Origin of the sequence: Pseudomonas sp. FFUP_PS_473 (genome assembly GCF_002858665.1) — a bacterium.
Taxonomy (GTDB): domain Bacteria; phylum Pseudomonadota; class Gammaproteobacteria; order Pseudomonadales; family Pseudomonadaceae; genus Aquipseudomonas; species Aquipseudomonas defluvii.
This window is the reverse complement of record NZ_PJQQ01000023.1, coordinates 25,767-47,832: the sequence shown is the minus strand read 5'-3', so window position 1 is coordinate 47,832 and position 22,066 is coordinate 25,767. Positions and strand designations below refer to the sequence as shown.

General features: G+C 60.2%; 25 protein-coding genes and 1 pseudogene. 14 read left to right on the top strand and 12 right to left on the bottom strand.

Going from position 1 to position 22,066, the window contains the following annotated elements; translation table 11 throughout:
- Positions 1-3: 3 nt before the first annotated feature.
- Together CYD26_RS25970 and CYD26_RS16615 are read left to right on the top strand one after the other, a co-directional pair.
- A pseudogene (locus tag CYD26_RS25970) lies at positions 4-978 on the top strand (methyl-accepting chemotaxis protein); the annotation flags it as partial.
- A 74-nt stretch (positions 979-1,052) separates the two neighbouring features.
- Entirely contained in the window at positions 1,053-1,652 is a 600-nt protein-coding gene (locus CYD26_RS16615; RefSeq protein ID WP_065760886.1) for a tRNA-uridine aminocarboxypropyltransferase, read from the top strand.
- A gap of 44 nt (positions 1,653-1,696) precedes the next feature.
- On the opposite strand, the gene CYD26_RS16610 is transcribed toward CYD26_RS16615, so the two are convergent.
- On the bottom strand, positions 1,697-2,059 hold the full coding sequence (locus tag CYD26_RS16610) for a YbaN family protein (protein ID WP_065760887.1): 363 nt from the start codon (positions 2,057-2,059) through the stop codon (positions 1,697-1,699).
- Between the two features lie 10 nt (positions 2,060-2,069).
- Positions 2,070-2,657: a YecA family protein gene (locus CYD26_RS16605; protein WP_065760888.1), complete on the bottom strand. Its 588-nt coding sequence runs from the start codon at positions 2,655-2,657 to the stop codon at positions 2,070-2,072.
- A gap of 246 nt (positions 2,658-2,903) precedes the next feature.
- On the opposite strand from CYD26_RS16605, the gene recQ reads away from it, so the two are divergent.
- From recQ to CYD26_RS16590, 3 genes are all read left to right on the top strand, one after another.
- On the top strand, positions 2,904-5,036 hold the full coding sequence (recQ, locus tag CYD26_RS16600; protein WP_065760889.1) for a DNA helicase RecQ: 2,133 nt from the start codon (positions 2,904-2,906) through the stop codon (positions 5,034-5,036).
- Between the two features lie 120 nt (positions 5,037-5,156).
- Complete coding sequence (locus CYD26_RS16595; protein ID WP_065760890.1) at positions 5,157-5,591, top strand: MarR family transcriptional regulator; 435 nt, start codon at positions 5,157-5,159, stop codon at positions 5,589-5,591.
- A gap of 25 nt (positions 5,592-5,616) precedes the next feature.
- The gene (locus CYD26_RS16590; RefSeq protein ID WP_065760891.1) at positions 5,617-5,901 is read left to right on the top strand and encodes a SelT/SelW/SelH family protein; all 285 of its coding nucleotides are present in this window, start codon (positions 5,617-5,619) and stop codon (positions 5,899-5,901) included.
- Here the strand turns inward: CYD26_RS16590 and CYD26_RS16585 are convergent, their stop codons facing one another.
- Both CYD26_RS16585 and CYD26_RS16575 read right to left on the bottom strand, forming a co-directional pair.
- Positions 5,902-6,789 carry a DMT family transporter gene (locus CYD26_RS16585; protein ID WP_102053099.1) on the bottom strand — a complete coding sequence of 296 codons (888 nt, stop codon included), beginning with the start codon at positions 6,787-6,789 and terminating at the stop codon, positions 5,902-5,904.
- Between the two features lie 206 nt (positions 6,790-6,995).
- Entirely contained in the window at positions 6,996-7,307 is a 312-nt protein-coding gene (locus CYD26_RS16575; RefSeq protein ID WP_065760893.1) for a DUF962 domain-containing protein, read from the bottom strand.
- Between the two features lie 160 nt (positions 7,308-7,467).
- On the opposite strand from CYD26_RS16575, the gene CYD26_RS16570 reads away from it, so the two are divergent.
- A complete protein-coding gene (locus tag CYD26_RS16570) occupies positions 7,468-8,490 on the top strand; it encodes an AraC family transcriptional regulator (RefSeq protein ID WP_099773865.1) in 1,023 nt (340 codons plus the stop codon).
- 4 nt (positions 8,491-8,494) lie between these two features.
- Here the strand turns inward: CYD26_RS16570 and CYD26_RS16565 are convergent, their stop codons facing one another.
- Positions 8,495-9,949: a TrkH family potassium uptake protein gene (locus CYD26_RS16565; protein ID WP_065760895.1), complete on the bottom strand. Its 1,455-nt coding sequence runs from the start codon at positions 9,947-9,949 to the stop codon at positions 8,495-8,497.
- A gap of 100 nt (positions 9,950-10,049) precedes the next feature.
- Here CYD26_RS16565 and CYD26_RS16560 point away from each other — a divergent pair, with 100 nt between their 5' ends.
- Complete coding sequence (locus tag CYD26_RS16560) at positions 10,050-10,613, top strand: nitroreductase family protein (protein WP_065760896.1); 564 nt, start codon at positions 10,050-10,052, stop codon at positions 10,611-10,613.
- Between the two features lie 31 nt (positions 10,614-10,644).
- Here CYD26_RS16560 and CYD26_RS16555 read toward each other — a convergent pair whose 3' ends face one another.
- From CYD26_RS16555 to CYD26_RS16530, 6 genes are all read right to left on the bottom strand, one after another.
- Positions 10,645-11,976 carry a HAMP domain-containing sensor histidine kinase gene (locus tag CYD26_RS16555; protein WP_065760897.1) on the bottom strand — a complete coding sequence of 444 codons (1,332 nt, stop codon included), beginning with the start codon at positions 11,974-11,976 and terminating at the stop codon, positions 10,645-10,647.
- A gap of 63 nt (positions 11,977-12,039) precedes the next feature.
- Positions 12,040-12,453 (bottom strand): Spy/CpxP family protein refolding chaperone, encoded by a 414-nt coding sequence (locus CYD26_RS16550; RefSeq protein ID WP_065760898.1) that lies wholly within the window; start codon positions 12,451-12,453, stop codon positions 12,040-12,042.
- Between the two features lie 120 nt (positions 12,454-12,573).
- Entirely contained in the window at positions 12,574-13,251 is a 678-nt protein-coding gene (locus tag CYD26_RS16545) for a response regulator transcription factor (protein ID WP_065760899.1), read from the bottom strand.
- Between the two features lie 7 nt (positions 13,252-13,258).
- A complete protein-coding gene (locus CYD26_RS16540; protein ID WP_102053098.1) occupies positions 13,259-13,660 on the bottom strand; it encodes a translation initiation factor 2 in 402 nt (133 codons plus the stop codon).
- 123 nt (positions 13,661-13,783) lie between these two features.
- A complete protein-coding gene (locus tag CYD26_RS16535) occupies positions 13,784-14,083 on the bottom strand; it encodes a YciI family protein (protein ID WP_102053097.1) in 300 nt (99 codons plus the stop codon).
- A gap of 1 nt (position 14,084) precedes the next feature.
- Entirely contained in the window at positions 14,085-14,681 is a 597-nt protein-coding gene (locus CYD26_RS16530; protein WP_102053096.1) for a septation protein A, read from the bottom strand.
- A gap of 66 nt (positions 14,682-14,747) precedes the next feature.
- Between CYD26_RS16530 and CYD26_RS16525 the strand changes: the two genes are divergently transcribed.
- The 7 genes from CYD26_RS16525 to arfB all read left to right on the top strand — a co-directional run bounded on the left by CYD26_RS16525 (position 14,748) and on the right by arfB (position 21,721).
- Positions 14,748-15,611 carry a PHP domain-containing protein gene (locus CYD26_RS16525; RefSeq protein WP_102053095.1) on the top strand — a complete coding sequence of 288 codons (864 nt, stop codon included), beginning with the start codon at positions 14,748-14,750 and terminating at the stop codon, positions 15,609-15,611.
- 13 nt (positions 15,612-15,624) lie between these two features.
- Positions 15,625-16,254 (top strand): L-threonylcarbamoyladenylate synthase, encoded by a 630-nt coding sequence (locus CYD26_RS16520; RefSeq protein WP_099773872.1) that lies wholly within the window; start codon positions 15,625-15,627, stop codon positions 16,252-16,254.
- A gap of 95 nt (positions 16,255-16,349) precedes the next feature.
- The gene (locus tag CYD26_RS16515) at positions 16,350-17,081 is read left to right on the top strand and encodes a ScpA family protein (RefSeq protein WP_176717454.1); all 732 of its coding nucleotides are present in this window, start codon (positions 16,350-16,352) and stop codon (positions 17,079-17,081) included.
- A 24-nt stretch (positions 17,082-17,105) separates the two neighbouring features.
- Positions 17,106-17,873 carry an SMC-Scp complex subunit ScpB gene (gene scpB, locus CYD26_RS16510; RefSeq protein ID WP_065760906.1) on the top strand — a complete coding sequence of 256 codons (768 nt, stop codon included), beginning with the start codon at positions 17,106-17,108 and terminating at the stop codon, positions 17,871-17,873.
- 146 nt (positions 17,874-18,019) lie between these two features.
- Complete coding sequence (rluB, locus tag CYD26_RS16505) at positions 18,020-19,069, top strand: 23S rRNA pseudouridine(2605) synthase RluB (RefSeq protein ID WP_065760907.1); 1,050 nt, start codon at positions 18,020-18,022, stop codon at positions 19,067-19,069.
- Positions 19,070-19,794: 725 nt separating this feature from the next.
- Entirely contained in the window at positions 19,795-21,216 is a 1,422-nt protein-coding gene (locus CYD26_RS16500) for an amino acid permease (protein ID WP_065760729.1), read from the top strand.
- Positions 21,217-21,307: 91 nt separating this feature from the next.
- Positions 21,308-21,721, top strand: coding sequence for an alternative ribosome rescue aminoacyl-tRNA hydrolase ArfB (gene arfB / locus CYD26_RS16495; RefSeq protein ID WP_102053094.1), 414 nt, complete (start codon positions 21,308-21,310; stop codon positions 21,719-21,721).
- A gap of 70 nt (positions 21,722-21,791) precedes the next feature.
- Here the strand turns inward: arfB and CYD26_RS25540 are convergent, their stop codons facing one another.
- Positions 21,792-21,923: a hypothetical protein gene (locus CYD26_RS25540; RefSeq protein WP_256587578.1), complete on the bottom strand. Its 132-nt coding sequence runs from the start codon at positions 21,921-21,923 to the stop codon at positions 21,792-21,794.
- Between the last annotated feature and the right edge of the window lie 143 nt (positions 21,924-22,066).

Sequence of the window (22,066 nt, the reverse complement as noted above, 5' to 3'; positions counted from 1 at the left end):
GCCATCAAGCGCACTTTGGCGGAGCACCCCAAAGCCTTCACCAGCCCGCTGGTTGCACTGACCTACAGTGACAATGCGGGGTTGCTGGGGCAGTTGGAGCTGGCCATTATCAGTGAGGAGGCCCGGCTGCAGACCGCACTGACCCGGTTGGTTGACGCGGGCGTCGGGGTCAAGGCGCGGGCGGCGCAATCTTCCGATTTGTCGGGCTCCCAGGCGCAGATGCTCGATCGTCAACGCAATGAGACCGACCAGTCCGCCACGGCCATCGCGCAAATGGCCGCGACGATTCAGGAGGTGACCCACAATGTGCAGAACACGGCCATTGCCGCTTCCGATGCTGACAAGCTGACTCAGCAGGGCAGTGATCTGGCTCAGCAGAGTTTGCAAGCGATGAGCAGTATGAGCGAAGCGGTCAACAACATTGGCGTGGCAGTGCATGCCTTGGCTGACCAGACCCAGTCGATTGGCAGTGTCGTGGATGTGATCACCTCGATTGCCGAGCAGACCAACCTGCTGGCGCTGAACGCGGCCATTGAGGCCGCCAGGGCGGGGGAGCAGGGGCGGGGCTTTGCGGTCGTGGCCGATGAGGTTCGCTCGCTGGCCCAGCGTACCCGTACGTCCACCGAGGAAATCCACCAGATCATTGCCTCGCTGCGTTCCGGTGCCGAGCGCGCCGTGAGCACCGCGACCAAGGGCGAGCAGATTTCCCGTGACAGTGTGCAGCGCGTTGAGGCCGTGCAATCAGCATTGGTCGGTATTAGCCAGGCCGTGAGCCGCATTACGGGCATGAGCCAACAAATGGCCACGGCTTCCGAGCAACAAAGCCATGTGGCCGAGGACATCAATCAGCAGATTACCCGTATCGCCCAGCTCTGCGACCACAGCGCCGATCAGGCCAAGCAAGGCGCAGAGATCAGTCGGGACCTCGAACACATGGCTGATTACCTGTACAGCCTGGCAGAACGCTTCAACCGCTAGCCCCGGCTACCCACAGGGATGTGGGTAAGCTTTTCGAGCCTGTTGTGGCACACTTGTGCACTCAGGAGAAATCGATGTCCAGAATCAACTGCGAGCGCTGCCTGCGACCGCAAAACCACTGCCTTTGCCCCTTGATCCCCAGCCTTGAGAGCCGTACACGCGTCGTGCTTTTGCAGCACCCAAGTGAAGTCCGCCATGCGCTGAACACTGCTCGCCTGGCTGGCTTGGGCCTGCGCAATGCCGAGTTGCGGGTGGGCGAAGTGTTTGATGACCTGCCCGATCTGATCGCGACCCCCGGTTACCGGGTTGCCGTGCTGTTTCCTGGAGATGAAGCGCAAGCGCTTGGTCCCTACAGTAACGACCAGGACTCGCGTCCCTGGCTGCTGGTGGTGCCTGACGGAACCTGGCGCAAGGCACGCAAGTTGTTGCACCTGAACCCGTTGCTGGAGGGCTTGCCGAGGGTCAGCCTGGCAACCGTTCAGCCGTCGCGTTACCGGTTGCGCAAGGCGCCGGAACCAGGCGCTTTATCGACGCTGGAGGCGGTGGTGCAGGCATTGAACGTGCTCGAGGCGCCGGACGTGTTTGACGGGTTGCTAAAGCCATTCGACGCACTGATCGAAGGGCAGATTGCGGCGATGGGCAGTGAGACCTACGCGCGTAACCATGTGCGCTGAGTGTTTGTGCAAAGCGCGGCGGCTCCCGCCAACGGCATAGGCTGTCAACGTTTAACCAGGGTTTTCTGACGCAAGATGTAGACGCTGACCAACACCGCACTGGTCAGCATGAAACCACGCGCCCACGGCAAGGGTACTAAGTAGCAGGACAGGCTGATGCTTGCCCACATCAGGCCGATGGCGTAGACCTTGCCTTTGAGGGGAATGCCTTTGCCGTTGAGGTAGTCACGAATCCACGGGCCCAGTTGGGCGTGGTTGATCAGCCAGTCGTGAAAACGGGGCGAGCTGCGCGCAAAGCAGGCTGCTGCCAGCAGCAGAAACGGGGTGGTCGGCAGTACCGGCAGGAAGATGCCGATCACCCCCAGCGCAACGCTGAGCCAGCCGATGGCCAGCAGCAGGTAACGCATCGGTAAAAACTCAGTGGTGGCGGGGTTTGAGCAGCGCTGGCTTCTCGTCTGGCGCATGGCAGAGCAGATACAGCGCAGTCAGCGCCTCGGGGATCTGCACGATCATGTCGTCCATCAGGTTGGCATCGCTGGCGATGTCGGCAAATTCAGGCTGCTCGTCGAACAGGCCGGAACCGACCATGATCGGCAGCAGCATTTCGCTGACTTCTTCTTCCGCGGTCTCGAACCAGGCTTCTTCACGCAGGAATACGCCTTCCATGAAACCGATGCACCAGCCGCGCAACTCGGAGTCGTCCGGCTCGTCGCCAAGGTCCAGGTCGCATGGCAGCTCGAACTCCTCGTCGCTGGCCAGTTGGCGCGCGATGTGTTCCTTGAGCTTGATCAGCGTCGTTTCGATCTCGGTGCGCTGTGCGTCGTCCTTGTAATGCGGCTCTTCGGAGAACAGGGCGTCGATCCATTCACGCTCGGGCACGGCTTCGGCGCAGATCGACAGCGCGGTCAGGTAGCCATGAGCGGCAACGTAGTCCAGCGCTTCCTCATGCAACTCGTCGGCGTCGAGGAAGGCTTGCAGGCGGTTCAATTGCTCAGCGAAGGACATTACAGGGCTACCTTGGGAATAAACGATAATGAATTCTAGCACCTTGCGGTGCAAACGATGCAAAGGAAGACGCTCTATCGTAGAGGCACCTGCGCGGGCAGGTGCTCGGGTATAATGCCCGGCTTTTGTGTCGGGAGCCCTGCGTGGCGGTCCCGGGGTAAAAGCCGCTTACGCATTTTCGGATGAGGCGGATCGGTTTTTCATCCAGCCTGTGGCGAGGATGGTTCTGCGATTTTTGGAGTTTCTATGCTCGAACAGGCTCAGCGCGTCCTCAAGGATATCTTCGGCTACGACAGTTTCCGTGGTCGCCAGGGTGCGATCATCGAATGTGTGGCCAAGGGCGGGGACGCCTTGGTGCTGATGCCTACCGGTGGTGGCAAGTCGCTCTGCTATCAGGTGCCGGGGTTGTTGCGCAATGGTCTGGCGGTGATTGTCTCGCCCCTGATTGCCCTGATGGAAGACCAGGTTGCAACCCTCGATGAGCTGGGGGTGGCGGCTGCCTCGCTGAACTCGACCCTGAGTGCCGAGCAGCAGCGCGAGCTGGCCGGGAAGATCCGGCGCGGCGAAATCAAGATGCTCTACCTGGCGCCTGAGCGTCTGGTTCAGCCGCGTATGCTGGATTTCCTGCGCGACCTGGAGATTGCGCTGTTCGCGATTGACGAGGCGCACTGCGTATCGCAATGGGGCCACGATTTCCGTCCGGAGTACCTGCAACTGGGGCAGTTGGCCGAACTGTTTCCGCACGTGCCGCGTATTGCCCTGACGGCCACGGCCGACATGCGTACCCGCGAGGAAATCGTTACCCGTCTGCATTTGCAGAATGCCGAGCGCTTTCTGTCGAGTTTCGATCGGCCGAACATTTTCTATCGCATAGTGCCCAAGGAGCAGCCACGCAAGCAGTTGATGGCGTTCCTTGGCGAGCGCCGTGGCAACGCCGGTATTGTCTACTGCCTGTCGCGAAAGAAAGTCGACGATGTTGCAGCCTTCCTCTGTGATCAGGGCTTCCCGGCCTTGCCCTACCATGCCGGTCTTCCCGCTGAAACCCGTGCCAGCAACCAGCGGCGCTTCCTCAACGAGGAGGGCCTGATCATGGTCGCGACCATTGCGTTCGGCATGGGTATCGACAAGCCCAACGTGCGTTTTGTCGCTCACCTCGACTTGCCCAAGTCACTGGAGGCCTACTATCAGGAAACCGGTCGCGCCGGCCGTGACGGGCTGCCCGCCGATGCCTGGATGGCCTACGGCCTGCAGGACATGGTGATGCTCAAGCAGATGCTGCAAAACTCCGAGGGTGATGAGCGCCACAAGCGCATCGAGCAGCACAAGCTCGACGCCATGCTGGCCTTGTGCGAGGAAACCCGCTGTCGGCGTCAGATATTGCTGAACTACTTCGACGAAGAACTTCAGCAGCCGTGTGGTCATTGTGACAACTGCGTTGACAGCGTACAGACCTGGGACGCGACCGAGCCGGCACGCCAGGCCCTTTCGGCCATCTACCGTACGGGGCAGCGCTATGGTGTTGGCCATTTGATCGACGTATTGCTCGGTCGTGATAACGAAAAAGTGCGTAGTTTTGGCCATCAACAGTTGTCGGTGTTTGGCGTCGGCAAGGCGCGCCAGGAAGGGGAGTGGCGCTCGCTGTTCCGTCAACTGGTTGCCCGAGGCCTGGCTGATATCGACCTTGAAGGGTATGGCGGCCTGCGCCTTTCCGACAGTTGCCGCCCGTTACTGCGTGGCGAGGTCAACCTGGAGCTGCGTCGAGATCTCAAACCGCAGACCAGCAAAGGCACTGGCAGCTCCGGCAGCCCGGCGAGCCAGTTGGTGCGTGGTGAAGAGCGCGAGCAATGGGAGGCCCTTCGTGCGCTGCGGCGCAAGTTGGCCGAGGAGCATGGCGTGCCGCCTTACGTGATCTTCCCCGACTCGACGTTGCTCGAAATGCTGCGCAGCCAACCGAGCAGCCTGAGCGAAATGGCCCGGGTCAGTGGTGTCGGTGCGCGTAAGCTGGAGCGCTATGGTCAGGCCTTCCTTGAGGTGCTCGGTGGCGAGGCTGAAACGCCCAAGGTTGTGGTCGATCTGCGTCACGAGTTGGTGACCCTGGCCCGTGCCGGCATGACACCGATCCAGATCGCCGGCCAACTGCAATGCAGCGAAAAAAACGTCTACAGCCTGCTGGCCGAAGCCATTGGTCGTCAGGAGTTGTCATTGGAGCAGGCGCTGGATTTGCCGGAAGACCTGTTGCTCGAGCTTCAGGACGCGTTCCTTGATGGCGAGGGTGAGTTGCCGCCAGTTTCGGCGATTGCCGGGCAGTTCGGGGCACGAGTACCAGAAGGGGTGTTGTACTGCGTTCGGGCTGCCCTGGCCGCTGAATTTGAGATGTAAAACACCGCTAATGTCATCATTTATAACGATTGTTGGACAAAATGCCTGGTGTCAGAGCCTTGCCTAAGGGGCTCGGTCATGGTTAGCTGACTAATAATTGTTTTTGATGATGAGTGTGTTATGCCGTTGACCGATCACCACCGCTTTGGGATGCAACTGGCGCAGATGTCCCGTGGCTGGCGCGCCGAACTGGATCGCCGCCTGGCCGGATTGAACCTTTCGCAAGCGCGTTGGCTGGTGCTGCTGCACCTGGCCCGTTTCGAAGAGGCACCAACTCAACGCGAACTTGCGCAGAGTGTTGGCGTCGAGGGACCGACCCTGGCCCGTTTGCTCGATAGCCTGGAGGCCCAGGGCCTGGTGCGTCGTCAGGCAGTCCTGGAGGATCGCCGGGCGAAGAAAATTTTGCTCTGCCCTCCCGCCAAACCTCTGATCGAACAGATCGAAACCATCGCCAATGCCTTGCGTGCCGAGCTGTTCACGGGGGTCGATGAAGAGGAGTTGAGCATCTGCATGCGTGTGCATGCACGCATTCTGGCAAACCTGGAGAAGTCCTAGTCACCGGTCAGGAGACAGTACCCGCATGACCCTGCACAAGCCTGAAATCGTCATCACCTATTGCACTCAGTGCCAGTGGCTGCTTCGTGCTGCCTGGCTGGCTCAGGAACTGCTCAGTACCTTTAGCGATGACCTGTCGCGGGTGGCGCTTGAGCCGGCCACGGGAGGCGCCTTTCGTATTACCTGCGACGGTGTGCAGATCTGGGAGCGCAAGGCCGATGGCGGTTTCCCTGAGGCCAAAGTGCTCAAGCAGCGTGTACGCGACCAGATCGATCCGCTGCGCGACCTGGGGCACAACGACCGGCCTTGATCAGGCGAGCTCGGCGGCCTTGAGCTTCTTGCCTTGGCGGCCTGTGGCCATGCGACTGGATACGACAATAGCGAGAATGATCAGCACACCGCCCATGAGCATGCGCGGTGTGGGCGTCTCTGCGAAAATCATCCAGGCCATGGCAATGCCGTAGACCGGCTCCATGGCAAAGACCACCGCCGCAGTGCGAGCCTTGATGACCGCGAGGCTGGCGACGAATAGGCTGTGGGCAACGCCTGTGCAGAACACCCCGAGCAGACCAATCCACAACCAGTCCAGTGCAGGTACCGCGCTGATCTCCGGCGCCGCCAGGGGCAGCAGGCACAGGGCGACCACGGCGTTTTGGCAGAGGGCAGCCTGGACTGCAGGGACGCGTCCGGAGTTGGCGCGGTTGATCAGCGACAGCAATGAAAACAGCAGCCCGGAAAGTAACGCCCACAGCAGGCCGCCGGTGGCTTCGCTGGCAAGGTTGAAGTCGGGGGTGACCAGAATCAGGCCAAGGCTGACCAGCGCTACCAAAAGTACCTCGTTGCCACGGATGCGTTCGCGAAACAGCAGGCCTTCAAGGATGATGGTGAAGGCCGGAAAGCTGGCAAAGCCCAGGGTGGCGATCGCGACGCCGGCGACCTTTACGGCAATGAAGAAGCTGACCCAGTGCCCCGCCAGCAGTACTCCGCCGAGTGTGAGCCGTTGCCAGTCCTGATACCGCAGGCGTATCCAGCCTTGCCCGGCGAGGGCTGCGAACGCAGCCAGTGCCGCTACCGCGAACACCGCTCGGCCAAAGACGATGATCGACGGTGCGGCGCTGGCAAGCTTGCCAAACACGCCAGTCAGGCCGAAAAACAGCGCGCCAATATGCAAGGCGCCCAGGGCGGTGCGGTGATTCATGGAGCTCCTTGTTGTTTGAGTGAGGCAGCCTGCTCAGTGTAAAAGTCGGTTGTGCTGCCTGTCTGTCGCGATCCTCGCGTCCTTCGGCTTTGAAGTCCAGGCGGCCGCGCAGATCGAACACCCGTTGTGGGTGCTCATGGCTGTGGGTAATCAGGTCATGATTGTAGTGACGCGGCGTAAATATCGAGTCTGCCGTGAACACCGGGCTAGAAGGTGATCTTGCCACGCAGCATGTCGCGGTACATCGCGAAATCGCCAATCAAGCTGTAGAGCGGGTGGCTGAACGTGGCTGGACGGTTTTTTTCAAAAAAGAAATGCCCGACCCAGGCGAATCCGTAGCCTGCAACAGGTAGCGTCAGCAGCAGCGCCCAGTTGCCAGTGGCCACCGTGTAGGCAGCCAGCGCGATGACCAGGCTGGTGCCGACAAAGTGCAGGCGGCGACAGACGGTGTTGCTATGCTCCCCCAGATAGTAGGGGTAGAACTCGGCAAAACTGCTGAAATGCTGAGGGCTGTTCACGATAACGCTTCCTTGGTTTATCGGATATGGCCACGATACACGACGTGGAGCCTGAATTGAGTCTAGAGTCATTAGCTACATCAGCCAGTGACAATGGGCGCCGTTTTAGTATCCTTCTGGTTCACCGCATCGCGGTATGTGAACTTAAAAGAAGCCAGCCATGAGCGTAAGAACCACTTCAGCAAGCTGGGCAACGGGAATCGTCAAGGCACTTGAGTTGGAAGGGCTCGATTGTCGTGCCATGTTTGCCCAGCTCGGGCTGGATTTTGCGGCATTGGATGACCCCGATGCACGCTTTCCACAGGACTCCATGACCCGCCTTTGGCAGTTGGCAGTGGAGCTGTCCGGCAATCAGGCGATTGGCCTGAACCTGGCCCGTGTGGTGCGCCCGGCTTCCTTTCACGTCGTCGGCTATGCGTTGATGTCCAGTCGAACCCTGGCGGAAGGATTCGAGCGTCTGGTGCGTTATCAACGAATCATTGCTGAAAGCTCCGATCTGGCGTTTCGCCTGGAGCCTGAGGGTTATGCATTGGTGCTGACGGTGCATGGCGATCACCTGCCGCCGACCCGGCATAGCGCCGAAGCCTCGTTGGCGTGTGCCTTGTCGCTGTCCAGTTGGCTCAGCGGTCGTCCTATCCAGTTGCGGCGGGTGTTGATCCATGGGCCGGAGCCTGTCGATCAGGAGCCCTATCGCCAGGCCTTCCAAGCCCCGCTGGTGTTTGGTGCCGAGCACAATGCGTTGATTTTCGAGCGCAAAGACATGGAAGCGCCATTGCCCACCGCCAACGAGGCCATGGCTGCCTTGCATGATCGTTTCGCGGGTGAGTACCTGGCGCGGTTTTCCGAGAGCCGCGTAACGCATCGGGCCCGTCAGGTGCTATGCCGGATGTTGCCTCAGGGCGAGCCGAAACGGGAGATGGTTGCCCAGGCGCTTCACCTGTCTCAGCGCACCTTGCAGCGACGATTGCAGGAAGAAGGCACCAGCTTCCAGGCCTTGCTCGATGACACCCGCCGTGAGTTGGCTGAGCAGTACCTCGCCCAGCCGGGCATGACGTTGCTAGAGGCGGCCTATCTGCTGGGGTTTGCTGACCCGAGCAACTTTTTTCGGGCTTTCCGCCGCTGGTTTGATGAGACGCCCGGAGAATACCGGGCCCGCCTGAGTGGGTGTGTGCCGAGCGCTTAGCGGGTCAATGACGCCAGAACGCTGGCATGCACAGCACCAGCACCGTGATGATTTCCAGACGGCCGAGCAGCATGCCGCCCGCCAGAATCCATTTCGCAGCATCCGGAAGGCTGGAGAAGTTGCCGGAAGGGCCGATGGTCTCGCCCAGTCCCGGCCCAACGCCTGAAACGGTGGCTGCTGCACCGGTCAGAGCGGTCATCCACTCTACGCCCAGCAACGACAAGGCCAAGGCAATGACACAGATCGTGGTGGCGAAGAAGAACGAAAAGGTCAGAATCGAGCGCACGATCTCTTCGTCGAGACGATGCCCGTTGTACTTCTGTTTGATCACCGCGCGGGGGTGGATCAGTTGATTCAGGTTGGCCTTGAGCAGGGTATAGGCGACCTGAAAGCGGAAGATCTTGATCCCGCCAGCGGTCGAACCTGAGCAGCCGCCGATAAAGCCGAGGTAGAAAAACAGCATTAGCGAGAAGTTGCCCCAGAGGCTGTAGTCGCCCAAGGCAAAACCGGTGGTGGTCACCACGGATGTCACGTTCAGCGCTACATGGCGCAGGGCTTCGAGCCAGTGGAGACTGGTCGTGGCCCAGTACCAGGTGCCCAGTACCGCCCAGGTGACCAGCAACAAGCCGAGCAACCCGCGAACCTGATGATCTCTGAACAGTGCCTTGCGGTTACCGCGCAGCGTTGCGACATACAGGGTGAAGGGCAGGCTGCCGAGTATCATCACCACCACGGCAACCCAATGCACGGCGGGCATGTCCCACTTGGCAAGAGACTGGTCGGAGGTGGAGAAACCCCCGGTGGAAATGGCCGACATGGCGTGGTTGATGGCGTCGAACGGGTTCATGCCAGCGAGCCAGAACGCCAGAGCGCCGAGGGTGGTGAAACCGACGTAAACCATGACAATCGACTTGGCGACCATGTGTGAGCGCGGCATGACCTTTTCCGAGCGGTCCGAAGACTCGGTCTGGAACAGGCGCATACCACCGATACGCAGCAACGGGAGAATCGCCACAGCCATTGCGATGAAGCCGATACCGCCAAGCCAGTGCAACAGCGAGCGCCAGATCAAAATGCCTGGCGACATGGTGTCCAGGCCGCTGAGTACGGTGGCTCCGGTGGCAGTGATACCCGACATGCTTTCGAAAAATGCGTCGGTGTAGCTGATGTGCTGGGTCAGCAGAAAGGGCAATGCAGCAAAGATACACACCACCAGCCAACTGCTGACGGTGAGCAGGTACATGTCCCGTGGGCGCAGGTGCACGTGCTCCGGGCGTCCGGGAACGACCAGTGCCAGGCCGGCCAGAAAGGTGATCAGGCTGGACCAGAGGAATGAGGTCAGGTCGCCAGTGCGGTCGAAAACCACCAGGGTGGCCATGGGCACGACCATGCTGATTGCCAGGGTAATCAGGAAGATGCCGATAATGAAACCAATGATCCTTAAGGTCGGCAACGCCATGTGATCTGCTCTGACTCGATGCGGAAAGGCGCCATTCTACCTATGGACCTTTTTATGTAAACGCTAGAATAGCCTCACATTTAATTACAGGGGGTAGCCGATGGAGGCTCTCGACGCATTGCTCAACCGTGTTTCCGTTCCACGCCTGGTGGAGCCGGCACCGAATGCTGCACAGCGTGAGGCGCTGTTTCAGGCAGCCTTGCGGGCACCTGATCACGGTCAGCTGCGGCCATGGCGATTTCTCACCGTTGAAGGCGCAGCACGCGAACAACTGGGGCAGTTGCTGGTCGAGGCGACCGAGCTCAAGGGGGATGCGACCCAGGCGACGCTGGACAAAGCCCGTGCCATGCCGTTGCGGGCGCCACTGTTGATCGTGGTCATTGCCCGTTTGCAGGACCACTTCAAGGTGCCCAAGTCGGAGCAACGCCTGGCCGCAGGATGCGCGGCGCACGGTATTCTGTTGGCGGCTTATGCCCAGGGGATCGGCGCGGTGTGGCGTACCGGTGATCTGTCCTACAGCGCCCATGTGGCCAAGGGGCTGGGTTTGGCCGAGGGCGAGGAGGTTATTGGCTTTCTGTACCTGGGCACGCCTCAGAACGAACCTCGTACAGCGCCGATACTGGCCACCGAGGACTTTGTCAGCGCCTGGTCGATGCCGAGCTAAGTCGTTCTGTGCTGCCAGTAACCCGATGAGGTTACTGTGCAGCACCTTGCGACGGTAACGTCAGGGTTGCTACAAAGCCGCCTTGCGGATGATTGCCCAGTGTGAGGCTGCCGCCATGACGTTCCACTGCTCGCCGTGCAATGGCCAGCCCCAGGCCGTGACCTGCTGCGCTTTGCCCGGGGGCTCGGAAGAATGGTTTACCCAGTCGCTCGAGATGTTCGCCGGCTACACCAGGGCCATGGTCACGCACGCTGATGACGATCCGTTCACTGTCACCAGTGGCCTTGAGCTCAATAGGCTGCCCTGGCGGGTTGAAGCGTTGGGCATTGCGCAACAGATTGTCCAGCGCACGCTCCAGCAGTGTCGGCCAGCCTTGAAGGGCCATCCCGGGCTCACTGTCCAAGTGTATGTCCTGCTCTGGTGCATTGAGCAGTGCATCCTTCTGTACGTTCAGCAGCAGCGCCGAGAGGTCAATCGGCTCGGCTTTGGCCTGTTCGGCATCGACACGGGCCAATGCCAGGATTTCACTGATCAGGGCTTCCAGTCGGTCGCATTCACGGGTCAGTCGCGGCCATAGCGCTTCGCGTTGTTCCGGCCCGGCGCGCTCTGCAAGGGCCAGAGCGATGCGCAGGCGTGCCAGTGGCGAGCGCAGCTCGTGCGACACATCACGCAGCAGTTGGCGCTGGCTGCCTATCAGGCTTTGCAGGCGTGCGCCCATGCGGTTGAAGTCGTTGGCCAGTACGCCAAACTCGTCACGTCGGCTGGCCAGCCGAGCCAGGCTGTTCTGTTGGTAGGTGGTTTGCCCCAGGTCATGCACTGCGCCGCGCAGCCTGCCCAGTGGGCGAGTGATCGACAGGGTCACCAACAGGCTGAACAGGGTCAGCACGACCAGTGCGATGCCCAATGCGCTCAATGGCCAGAGCAGGCTTTCGCGGTGCCAGGCGTCGAGTTCCGGGTGTGGGATGCGATAGATCAGCAGGTAGGTGTCGCCCGTGTCGGGGCTGGTGTACTCCTCTGTGAGGCGACGCCAGGGGAGTTGCCGTTCATCATTGTGGCGGCGAGCCTCAAAGGCGGCGGCGCGGCGCGGGAAGGTCCCGGGGACGACAGCATCTCCACCGTCGTTCAGCACCTGGACGTCGATGTGATATTGCCGTTTTCGCTGTTCCAGCAGGTCCTGAGCGACTTCCGGGCCGTCCCGCTCATAGCGTTCGGTCCAGTTTTTGGCCAGTGTGTTCAGCCCAGGATGACGGCTGAGAATCCAGGCGTCCTGGTTCAGCATGTGGCCCAACAGGATCGACAGGCCGGCAACCAGCGTGATGGCTAGCCAAAAACTGGCAAGGATGCGCCAGAACAATGAACGCAAAGGAGGCACCTCTAACGGAAAATGCCCGGTGTGCGGTGGCAGACCGGGCAGTTGTGGCTCAGCTTACTGGGCCTTGGTGGCTTTTTCAGCTTTCCAGGCTTTGAACTCGTTCCACTCGGCGCGGCGCTCAGCCTCTTTCTTCTTCATTTCGTCGAACTGCTTTTGCTGGTCGGGTTTGAGCAGTGCACGAATGTCGGCCTGGGTTTTGTCTTCCTTGGCCTTCAACTCGTCTTTCATGGCTTTCTGATCGGCTGCCGGGAGTTTCTCCAGGTAGCGCTGGGTGATTTCGTGACGCTCTTTCATTTGTTCGCCCATCAGCTTGCGGACCTGTTGGCGTTGCTCGTGGGTCAGGTCCAGTTGGGCAAAGGGCGCGCCGCCGCGGTGGTGTTCGCCTTGGTGCGGGCCGCCCTCGGGCATGGCCATGGCGACCGTTGGCAGGGTCGCAGCGAGCATCAGGGCGATCAGGGTCTTGCGCATGGTGAGTCTCCTTGTCTGAAGCCGGTAGTGGCCGGATGTGCTCAGTGTAGGGAGATCAAGGTCAGCGGCGGTCAGGCAAGCGTAAAGCTTGGGTAAAGAGTCGTTGGCGTCGGCCTGACATTAGAGGCTGTAGTAATAGCCACGGCTACGCAGCGCGACAATTCGCGGGCGGCCATCCGGGTGTGGGCCCAGCTTTTTGCGCAGGTTGCTGACGTGCATGTCCAGGCTGCGGTCGTAGAGCGTAAGTTTTCGTCCGAGGGCGATCTGTGCAAGCTCCTGTTTTTCCAGCGGCTCGCCGGGCTGACGCAGCAGGGCTTCGAGAATGCGGCTTTCGGAGAGGGTCAGGGTTTGCTCATGTTCGTCGATGCTGATGACACCACGGGCCGGGCTGAAGCTCAGGTCACCGATTTCCAGCTGGCTGGGTGGCGCTGCCGGGTGGCTGCGTCGCAGCACGGCGCGCAGGCGCGCAGTCAGTTCTCGAGGGTCACAGGGTTTGGCGAGGTAGTCGTCGGCGCCCAGCTCCAGGCCGAGAATGCGGTCGAGTGGCTCGCCGCGAGCTGACAGCATCACCACAGGCAGCTCGGCATGTTCGCTGCGCAGTTGCTTGAGCACTTCAAGGCCACTGCCGTCGGGCAGCATCACGTCCAGTACCACTGCGGCTGGCGCGTACTCGGCCAAGGCCTTGCGCGCACTCTGGCCATCGTGGCAGGCACGCACCTGAAAGCCTTCCTGGGTCAGCCAACTGCTCAGCAGTTCGCAGAGTTCCTCGTCATCATCGATCAGTAACAGCTCGCTCATGTCTCACTCAATTCAACCATTGCCGGCGCCGTCTGTAGCTGCCGCTGGCAAAGATACCGCAGAGTGCTGCCAAGAGGGCAACTCCACCACCAATCACGAACCATTGCTGTTGATCGGTCAACAGTTTTATCGGGCTGTTGGTTTGCAGCGCCTTGACCTGAGCCTTCAAACGCTGGTTTTCCTGGCGAAGTTCACTCAGCTGTGAGCTTTCGCGTGTGTTGTCGAGCGTTTGCAGTTGTTGGGTCAGCGCCTGGCGCTGTGCTTCGCTTTCCTTCAAACGCTGTTGCAGCTCGGTGATCTGGCTGCCGGCACTGAGTGACAGCGGGGTGCTGGCAGCGGCCTCTTCGGCCTGAGCAAGCGGGCTCAACAGCAACAGGGACAGCAGCAGGGACAACGGACCTTGACGCATCGGAACTCCTGATTCCACTTGAGTGTTCCAGAGGTTGTCGGCCGTTTAACGAGAATGATGAGCGATTGGCGCTAGAAAGGCATGCTGGCAGGCGGTGCGCTGTTGTGCGCACCGCCTCAGGCATTACGGCAGGACTTGCTTGAACGGCTTGACCACAACCTTGTCATAAACCCCGGCGGCAACGTACGGGTCGGCGTCAGCCCAGGCCTGGGCGGCGCTCAGTGACTCGAACTCAGCGACGATCAGGCTGCCGCTGAAGCCCGCTGCACCGGGATCGTTGCTGTCGATGGCCGGGTGCGGGCCGGCCAGTACGACGCGGCCTTCAGCCTTGAGTTGCTGCAGGCGCTCCAGGTGAGCAGGGCGCGCAGCCAGGCGGATTTCCAGCGAGTTGGCAACGTCACTGGCGATGATGGCGTAGAGCATGTCAGTCCTCGGTTTTCGATGTGGTGGTGTCACTGTCGTGCAGGTGGCGGGACAGGTACACGCCCTGGCCGACCAGGAAGAGTACGGTCATGCCCAGGCTGCCAAACACCTTGAAGTCGACCCAGAAGCTCTGGAACGTGAATGCGACGAAGAGGTTGGCGGCGCCACAGAACAGGAAGAAGAAGATCCAGGCGACGTTCAGGCGGTTCCAGATCGGGGGCGGCAGCGTCAGGGCGTGCCCCATGATACGTTTGATCAGCACGCGATCGCCGACGAAGTGGCTACCGGCAAAGGCCAGCGCAAACAGCCAGTTCACCACTGGCGCTTTCCATTTCAGGAAGGTCTCGCTATGGAAGGCCAGTGTCAGGCCGCCAAATACCAGGCAGGCGACCAGGGTCAGCCATTGGCCTTTTTCCAGCTTGCGCTGACGGATGAGCAACGCGCCATAGACCACCAGTGAGCTGATGATCAGCATCGCTGTAGCACTATAGATACCGCCCAGCTCGAAGGCGTGGCCGGCAATTTCGACGGCACGGGGTTCAAGTTTGTAGACGATGAAGAACAGGATCAGCGGGATGAAATCGATGAATTGTTTCACAGTGGCAGCCAGAAGCAGGATGTGGCGGCATAATAACAAACATCAATGACAGCGAAAGCGCCACCTATGAATGTTGATCTGCACTGCCACAGTACGGCCTCCGATGGCGCCTTGTCGCCCACTGCTCTGGTCGCCCGGGCTCATGAACACGGCGTGCGGACATTGGCCCTGACCGACCACGACACCCTTGAAGGGCAAATTGAGGCGCGTACCGCCACGCGTGCGCTGGGCATGCAGTGGGTCAGTGGTGTAGAGCTGTCCTGTACCTGGGGCGGTGCCACCATTCATGTGCTGGGCTATGGGTTTCCACTCGATGCCGCACCGCTGAATGCAGCGGTTGATGCGTTGCATCAGGGGCGCTGGTTGCGTGCCGAGGAAATCGACCGACGGTTGGCGGCGAAAGGCATGACCGGGGCGCTGGACGGTGCACGGGACATTCAGAAGGAGCTCGGCGACAGCGGCAATGCCCCGGCCCGACCGCATTTTGCCGAATTTCTGGTGCGTGCCGGCTACGTCAAGGATCGTGGAGAGGCGTTTCGCAAATGGCTCGGGGCTGGCAAGCTGGGCGACGTCAAGCAGCACTGGCCGAGCCTGGAGGACACCGTTGAAACCTTGCGTCAGTCGGACGCCTGGGTGAGTTTGGCGCACCCGCTGCACTATGAATTTACGCGCAGCAAGCGCCGTCGGCTGATTGCCGACTATATTCAAGCAGGCGGGCAAGCGCTGGAAGTGGTGAATGGGATGATGCCAGCTGAACAGGTCGGCACTATGTCCATCCTGGCCCGTGAATTCGGTCTGCTGGCCAGTGCCGGCAGTGATTTCCATGGTCCGGGCGCCTGGTCGGAGATCGGTGTCTACCGGCCATTGCCCGAGGATCTGCCGCCTCTATGGCGCCGATTCAAGCATGAGCAGCCTAACGACGCGGTCTGAACAGGTAGAAAACGTGAGTCAATTTTTCCAGATTCATCCGGAGAATCCGCAGCCGCGCCTGATCAAGCAGGCGGTGGAGATTATCCGAAAGGGAGGGGTGGTGATCTACCCCACCGATTCGGCCTATGCAATGGGTTGCCAGATCGGCGACAAAAATGCCATTGAACGGGTTCGGCATTTGCGCAAGCTGGACAAAAACCACAACTTCACACTGCTGTGTTGTGACATGTCGCAGTTGGGGCTGTATGCCAAGATCGATACCGGTACCTTTCGCTTGCTCAAGGCCCATGTGCCGGGGCCATACACTTTTATTCTCAATGCTACCCGTGAAGTGCCACGGTTATTGATGCATGAAAAGCGCCGTACCATCGGCCTCAGGGTGCCGGATCATCCGATCATGCTGGCGCTGCTTGAAGAGTTGGGTGAGCCCTTGATGAGCGTGAGTCTGATCTTGCCGGGTGATGACGAACCCATGACTGACCCGTATGAAATGCGCCAGCGCCTGGAGCACCATGTCGACCTGATCATCGACGGTGGTTTTGGCGGCCTCAAGGCGTCCACAGTCATCAATCTGGCTGAAGGCGAGCCGGAAGTGGTGCGCGTGGGCTGCGGTGACCCTGCCCCCTTTCTGGTCGAAGCGTGAGCCAGGCCGTCATCACCGAGTCGCTGGTCGATCCACAGGCAGGGGCGCAGCAAGAGTTGCCGCTGGTGCTGGTCTATGGCCAGGCCCTGACCGAAATGCCGGTGGACCTGTACATCCCGCCGGATGCGCTTGAGGTCTTTCTTGAGGCCTTTGAAGGGCCTCTGGACCTGTTGCTCTATCTGATTCGCAAGCAGAACATCGACATTCTCGACATCCCTGTGGCCGAAATTACACGCCAGTACATGGGTTACGTCGAGTTGATGAAGAGTGTGCGCCTGGAGTTGGCTGCCGAGTACCTGGTCATGGCGGCGATGCTGGCCGAGATCAAGTCGCGCATGCTGCTACCGCGCTCGGCGGAGATCGAGGCCGAGGAAGACGACCCGCGCGCCGAGTTGATTCGCCGCTTGCAGGAGTACGAGCGCTTCAAGGCCGCCGCCGAAGGCATTGACGCGCTCAGTCGCGTGGGGCGTGATGTGATCGTGCCAAGGCTTGAGGCGCCTCAAGCCAAGGTGCGCAAGTTGCTGCCTGATGTCAGCCTTGAAGAGCTGCTGGTCTCCATGGCCGAGGTCCTGCGCCGTGGCGATCTGTTCGAGAGCCACCAGGTCAGTCGCGAGGCGCTGTCCACCCGTGAACGCATGAGCGAGGTGCTTGAACGTCTCAAGGGCGGCGGTTTCGTGCCATTTGTCGAGCTGTTTACGGCAGAAGAAGGCAAGCTGGGCGTTGTAGTGACCTTTATGGCGATCCTTGAGCTGGTCAAGGAATCCTTGATCGAACTGGTGCAAAATGAGCCCTTTGCCGCGATCCATGTCCGGGCGCGTGCCGAGTAACCCCTACAAGCAACGAGCATGGCAATGAACCTGAACGACCCGCGGGACCTGGCGCCCCTGCTTGAGGCCTTTCTGTTGGCGTCGGGCAAGCCGCAATCGCTGGAGCGGCTCTTTGAGCTGTTCGAGGAAGCCGAGCGCCCGGAGCCTGCGGTCTTCAAAAAGGCTTTGGAAGTGCTGCGCAAGTCCTGCAATGGCCGTGCGTTCGAACTCAAGGAGGTGGCCTCCGGCTACCGTCTGCAGATTCGCGAAGACTATGCCCCCTGGGTCGGGCGGCTTTGGGAAGAGCGTCCGCAGCGCTATTCACGTGCGCTGCTGGAGACCATGGCCCTGATCGCCTATCGCCAGCCCATCACCCGTGGCGAGATCGAAGACGTGCGCGGTGTGGCGGTCAACAGCAACATCACCAAGACCCTGTTGGAGCGCGAGTGGATTCGTGTCGTTGGCTACCGGGAAGTGCCGGGTAGGCCCGCAATGTTCGCTACCACCAAGGCCTTTCTCGATCATTTCAACCTCAAGAGCCTCGACCAGCTTCCGCCACTGGCCGAACTGAGGGAAATGGAACCCGAGCCGCTGCTTGATCCGGACGATGCTCCCGTGCCTGCTCATTTGCAGGCGCTGGCGGATGCCAGTGCCGAGCCCGAAGCCGAGCGCGAGGAAACCAGTTTTCACAGCCTGCTGGTTGAGCTCGACTCGATGGAGGAGGGGCTCAAGACCGACTTCGAGGACCTGCTCGATGAACCCTCGCCGCCAGCTGAAGAAGCGGAATCTGTCGAAGATTTGCCTCGCGACTGAGCTCACCTTCGAGCGGAAAATGCCCGTTGGCCGGCGATTTTCAATGCGTCTGTGATGCGCCGCGTCTGCGTTCGGCGTATCATTCGCGCCCGTTTGGGCATCAGTGTGCCCACACCATGATTTTCAGTACACCGGGAGGTGCCCAGATGAGTGAACAAGACCTGCAAGAACCCCAACCCCGTCCAGCCGGCGAGAAACTGCAAAAAGTGCTCGCACGTATTGGCGTGGGCTCGCGTCGTGATGTGGAAGCCTGGATCGGTGAAGGTCGCATCAAGGTCAATGGCGTTGCAGCCACCCTTGGCCAGCGCGTCGACCTGCACGACGCCATCTCGGTCGATGGCCGCCTGATCAAGCGAGAAGAGGCGTCCGAAACCGTGCGCCGCGTGATCATGTACAACAAGCCTGATGGTGAGATCTGCACCCGTGACGACCCGGAAGGCCGTCCGACCGTGTTTGACCGCCTGCCTCGCCCGAAAGAAGGCCGCTGGATCAACATCGGTCGTCTCGACATCAACACCACGGGTCTGTTGATGTTCACCACTGACGGTGAACTGGCCAACCGCCTGATGCACCCGTCGTACGAAATGGACCGCGAGTACGCGGTGCGTGTGCGTGGTGAGGTCGACGAAGACATGCTGACCCGCCTGAAAAACGGCGTCATGCTTGAAGACGGCCCGGCACGTTTCACCGACATCCAGGAAGCACCTGGCGGTGAGGGCTTCAACCATTGGTACCACTGCGTGGTGATGGAAGGGCGCAACCGTGAGGTTCGTCGCCTGTGGGAATCCCAGGGGCTGGTGGTCAGCCGCCTGAAGCGCGTGCGTTTCGGCCCGGTGTTCCTCAACTCCGATCTGCCGATGGGCCGCTGGCGCGAAATGAGCCAGGGCGAAGTGGATATCCTGGCTGCCGAAGTGGGCCTGACCCCAGTCGCCATGCCGGCCATGAAAGCCAAGGTCAAGGACAAGCTTGAGCGGATGCAGCGTAAATCGTCCAAGCCAGTTGGCCGTGGTGAACGTGTGCGTACGCTGCGTCCAGCCAAAGACGGTGCGACCGAGCGTCCAGCACGTCAGCCACGCGAGGAGGCGCCACGCAAGGGGCGTTCTACTGTCGCAGAGCGTCCTAGCGAGATGAACAAGCGCAAGCCTGCGCCGAAGCGTCCAGGCAGCAGCCGTGGCAAGCCGCCACGCGCTGAGTAAGCGTTGCTGACAAACCCCCGCTTTTTAGCGGGGGTTTGTTTTTTAAGGCAAAGGCCTCGCGCACAGGCTTTCACCTCGCTGACTCTGTCGCTGTAGGAGCGGGTCTTGCCCGCGATGCAGGCCCCGCGCACTGGCTGACACCCCGCTGACCAAATCGCAGGCAAGCCTGCCCTCCACAGTGCGGAAAGTTTTTGAACCGTCTTGTAAAAAAATATTTACAAGAATGCCGTTTTTTCCCCGTCAAATCGGCCATCGCCTGCAGCTGTAACAAAACCTTGCCGAAAATCCCCTCTCGTTGCGCTTTCCGTGAGCGTCAATGGCTTGCTCGCGTCTGCCGGGCGCGGTGATATGTGCGCCATTGCCGTGTGCAAAGCCGGGCCGAAGAGCCTGGGCTGCTAATAAGAACAATCGGAGGCGCCATGCACGCCAGACACACTTCCAGGCTTCACCTCTCCCACAGGACCGGTGCGTTTTGTCAGCAGACATTAACGCAACGTGTTGACCCCTGCCCGACTGCAGGGGTATACAATGCGCCGCGTTTTAACTGTGACCCCAATGCGTACCGCGCAATCTTGCTGACACCAGGCTAATTCGTCCGGGCTGCCGCCCGTATGACCGACCCCGTCCAAGAACCCTCAAGGTCTACCACCTTGTTAATTCCGCTGCGCCACGAGTGCGGTGGGTCCGATTCCGTCACAGATAAAAACAAACAGGTGACTCCGTTCATGAGTGGACAAAACTCGCATTCAGGTGAGCTCAAGCGCGGCCTGAAAAATCGCCACATCCAGTTGATCGCCCTGGGCGGTGCAATTGGCACCGGGCTGTTTCTCGGCTCGGCAGGCGTGCTGAAGTCGGCGGGCCCGTCGATGATTCTTGGTTACGCGATCTGTGGCTTCATCGCGTTCATGATCATGCGTCAACTCGGCGAGATGATCGTCGAGGAACCGGTTGCCGGTTCGTTCAGCCATTTCGCCCACAAATACTGGGGCGGTTTCGCCGGTTTCCTCTCTGGCTGGAACTGCTGGGTACTGTACATCCTGGTGGGCATGTCGGAGCTGACGGCAGTCGGCAAGTATGTCCACTACTGGTGGCCGGAGATCCCGACCTGGGTTTCGGCAGCTGTGTTCTTCGTGATGATCAACGCGATCAACCTGGCCAACGTCAAAGTCTTTGGTGAGGCTGAATTCTGGTTCGCGATCATCAAGGTGCTGGCGATCGTTGGCATGATCGCCCTGGGCAGCTACATGCTGGTCAGTGGCAGTGGTGGTCCGCAAGCTTCGGTCAGCAACCTGTGGGATCACGGTGGTTTCTTCCCGAATGGTGTCAGTGGCCTGGTCATGGCGCTGGCGATCATCATGTTCTCCTTTGGCGGCCTGGAAATGCTCGGCTTCACTGCGGCCGAAGCCGACAAGCCGAAAACCGTGATTCCCAAGGCGATCAACCAGGTCATCTACCGTATCCTGATTTTCTACATCGGCGCCTTGGTCGTACTGTTGTCGCTGACTCCATGGGATAGCTTGCTGACCAGTCTGAACAGCTCTGGTGACGCGTACAGTGGCAGCCCATTCGTGCAGGTGTTCTCCCTGCTCGGTAGCAACACCGCCGCGCATATTCTCAACTTCGTGGTACTGACGGCGGCACTGTCGGTCTACAACAGCGGCACCTACTGCAATGCCCGTATGCTCTACGGTATGGCTGAGCAGGGCGATGCTCCTGCAGGCCTGGCGAAAATCGACAAGCGTGGCGTGCCGGTGCGCTCGATTCTGGCCTCGGCCGGTGTGACCTTGGTTGCTGTGCTGCTCAACTATTTCATCCCGCAGCATGCGCTGGAGTTGCTGATGTCGCTGGTGGTTGCAGCCCTGGTGATCAACTGGGCGATGATCAGCTACTCGCACCTCAAGTTCCGCCAGCACATGGATCGTACCGGTCAGACGTCGCTGTTCAAGGCGCTGTGGTACCCCTATGGCAACTATATCTGCCTGGCTTTCGTGCTCTTCATCCTCGGCATCATGCTGCTGATCCCGGGCATCCAGGTATCGGTTTATGCCATCCCTGTGTGGGTGGTGGTGATGTGGGGTTGCTACGTGCTGAAGAACAAGCGTAGCGCCCAGGCATCCCTTGCCGCTGTGAGCGCCACAGCCAAGTAACACGTTGCGACGCTGTTCGAAAGCCCGGCCTTGTGCCGGGCTTTTGGTTTTTATGGGGTATGCTGAAGGCTGTTCTCTTCAAGCCAGACCCATGCTGATCATATCCAATGCTGTTCATATCCCTGATGACGAAATCGAACTGAGCGCGATCCGTGCCCAAGGTGCTGGTGGGCAAAACGTCAACAAGGTGTCCAGTGCCGTGCACCTGCGTTTCGATACGCAGGCCTCGTCATTGCCGGCGTTCTACAAGGAGCGTTTGCTGGCGCTGCGTGATCACCGTATCACCCGCGAGGGCGTGATCATCATCAAGGCTCAGCAGTACCGTACGCAGGAGCAGAACCGCGCCGACGCCTTGGAGCGCCTGCTCGAGTTGATCAAGGCAGCGGTCAAGGTTGAGAAGGTGCGCAGGCCGACGCGCCCAACGCTGGGCTCCAAGACCCGCAGGCTGGAGAGCAAGAGCAAGCGTGGAACGGTAAAGGCTGGGCGAGGCAAGGTGGATTACTGAGGGGGCTTGGTGGTGTGAAAACCGCGGGCTGGGTTGCCCCGATACTGGTTTTCACACCCTCTGTGCGCGGTTATTCCTGGTCGGCGCTCGGGAGTTCTTCGCCGTTGGTGTCAGCAGCATTGGCTGATTCGGCGCTATGAAGAGCAGGTTCCTGCTCGGCGGGGTTCAGGCTTGGGAAGGGAAGATTCGGGATTTCATGCATCTCGTCGTTCCTCGCAAGTGTGAGTGGAAAGGCTGCGCAATACACGCATGGCTTTGCAAAAAGCCTCGGCAGGATACAGGAGTCTGCGTGACAGTATGAGTTTTACTGCCAATCGGCAGCTCATACTTTGGGCGTGGTCGGCG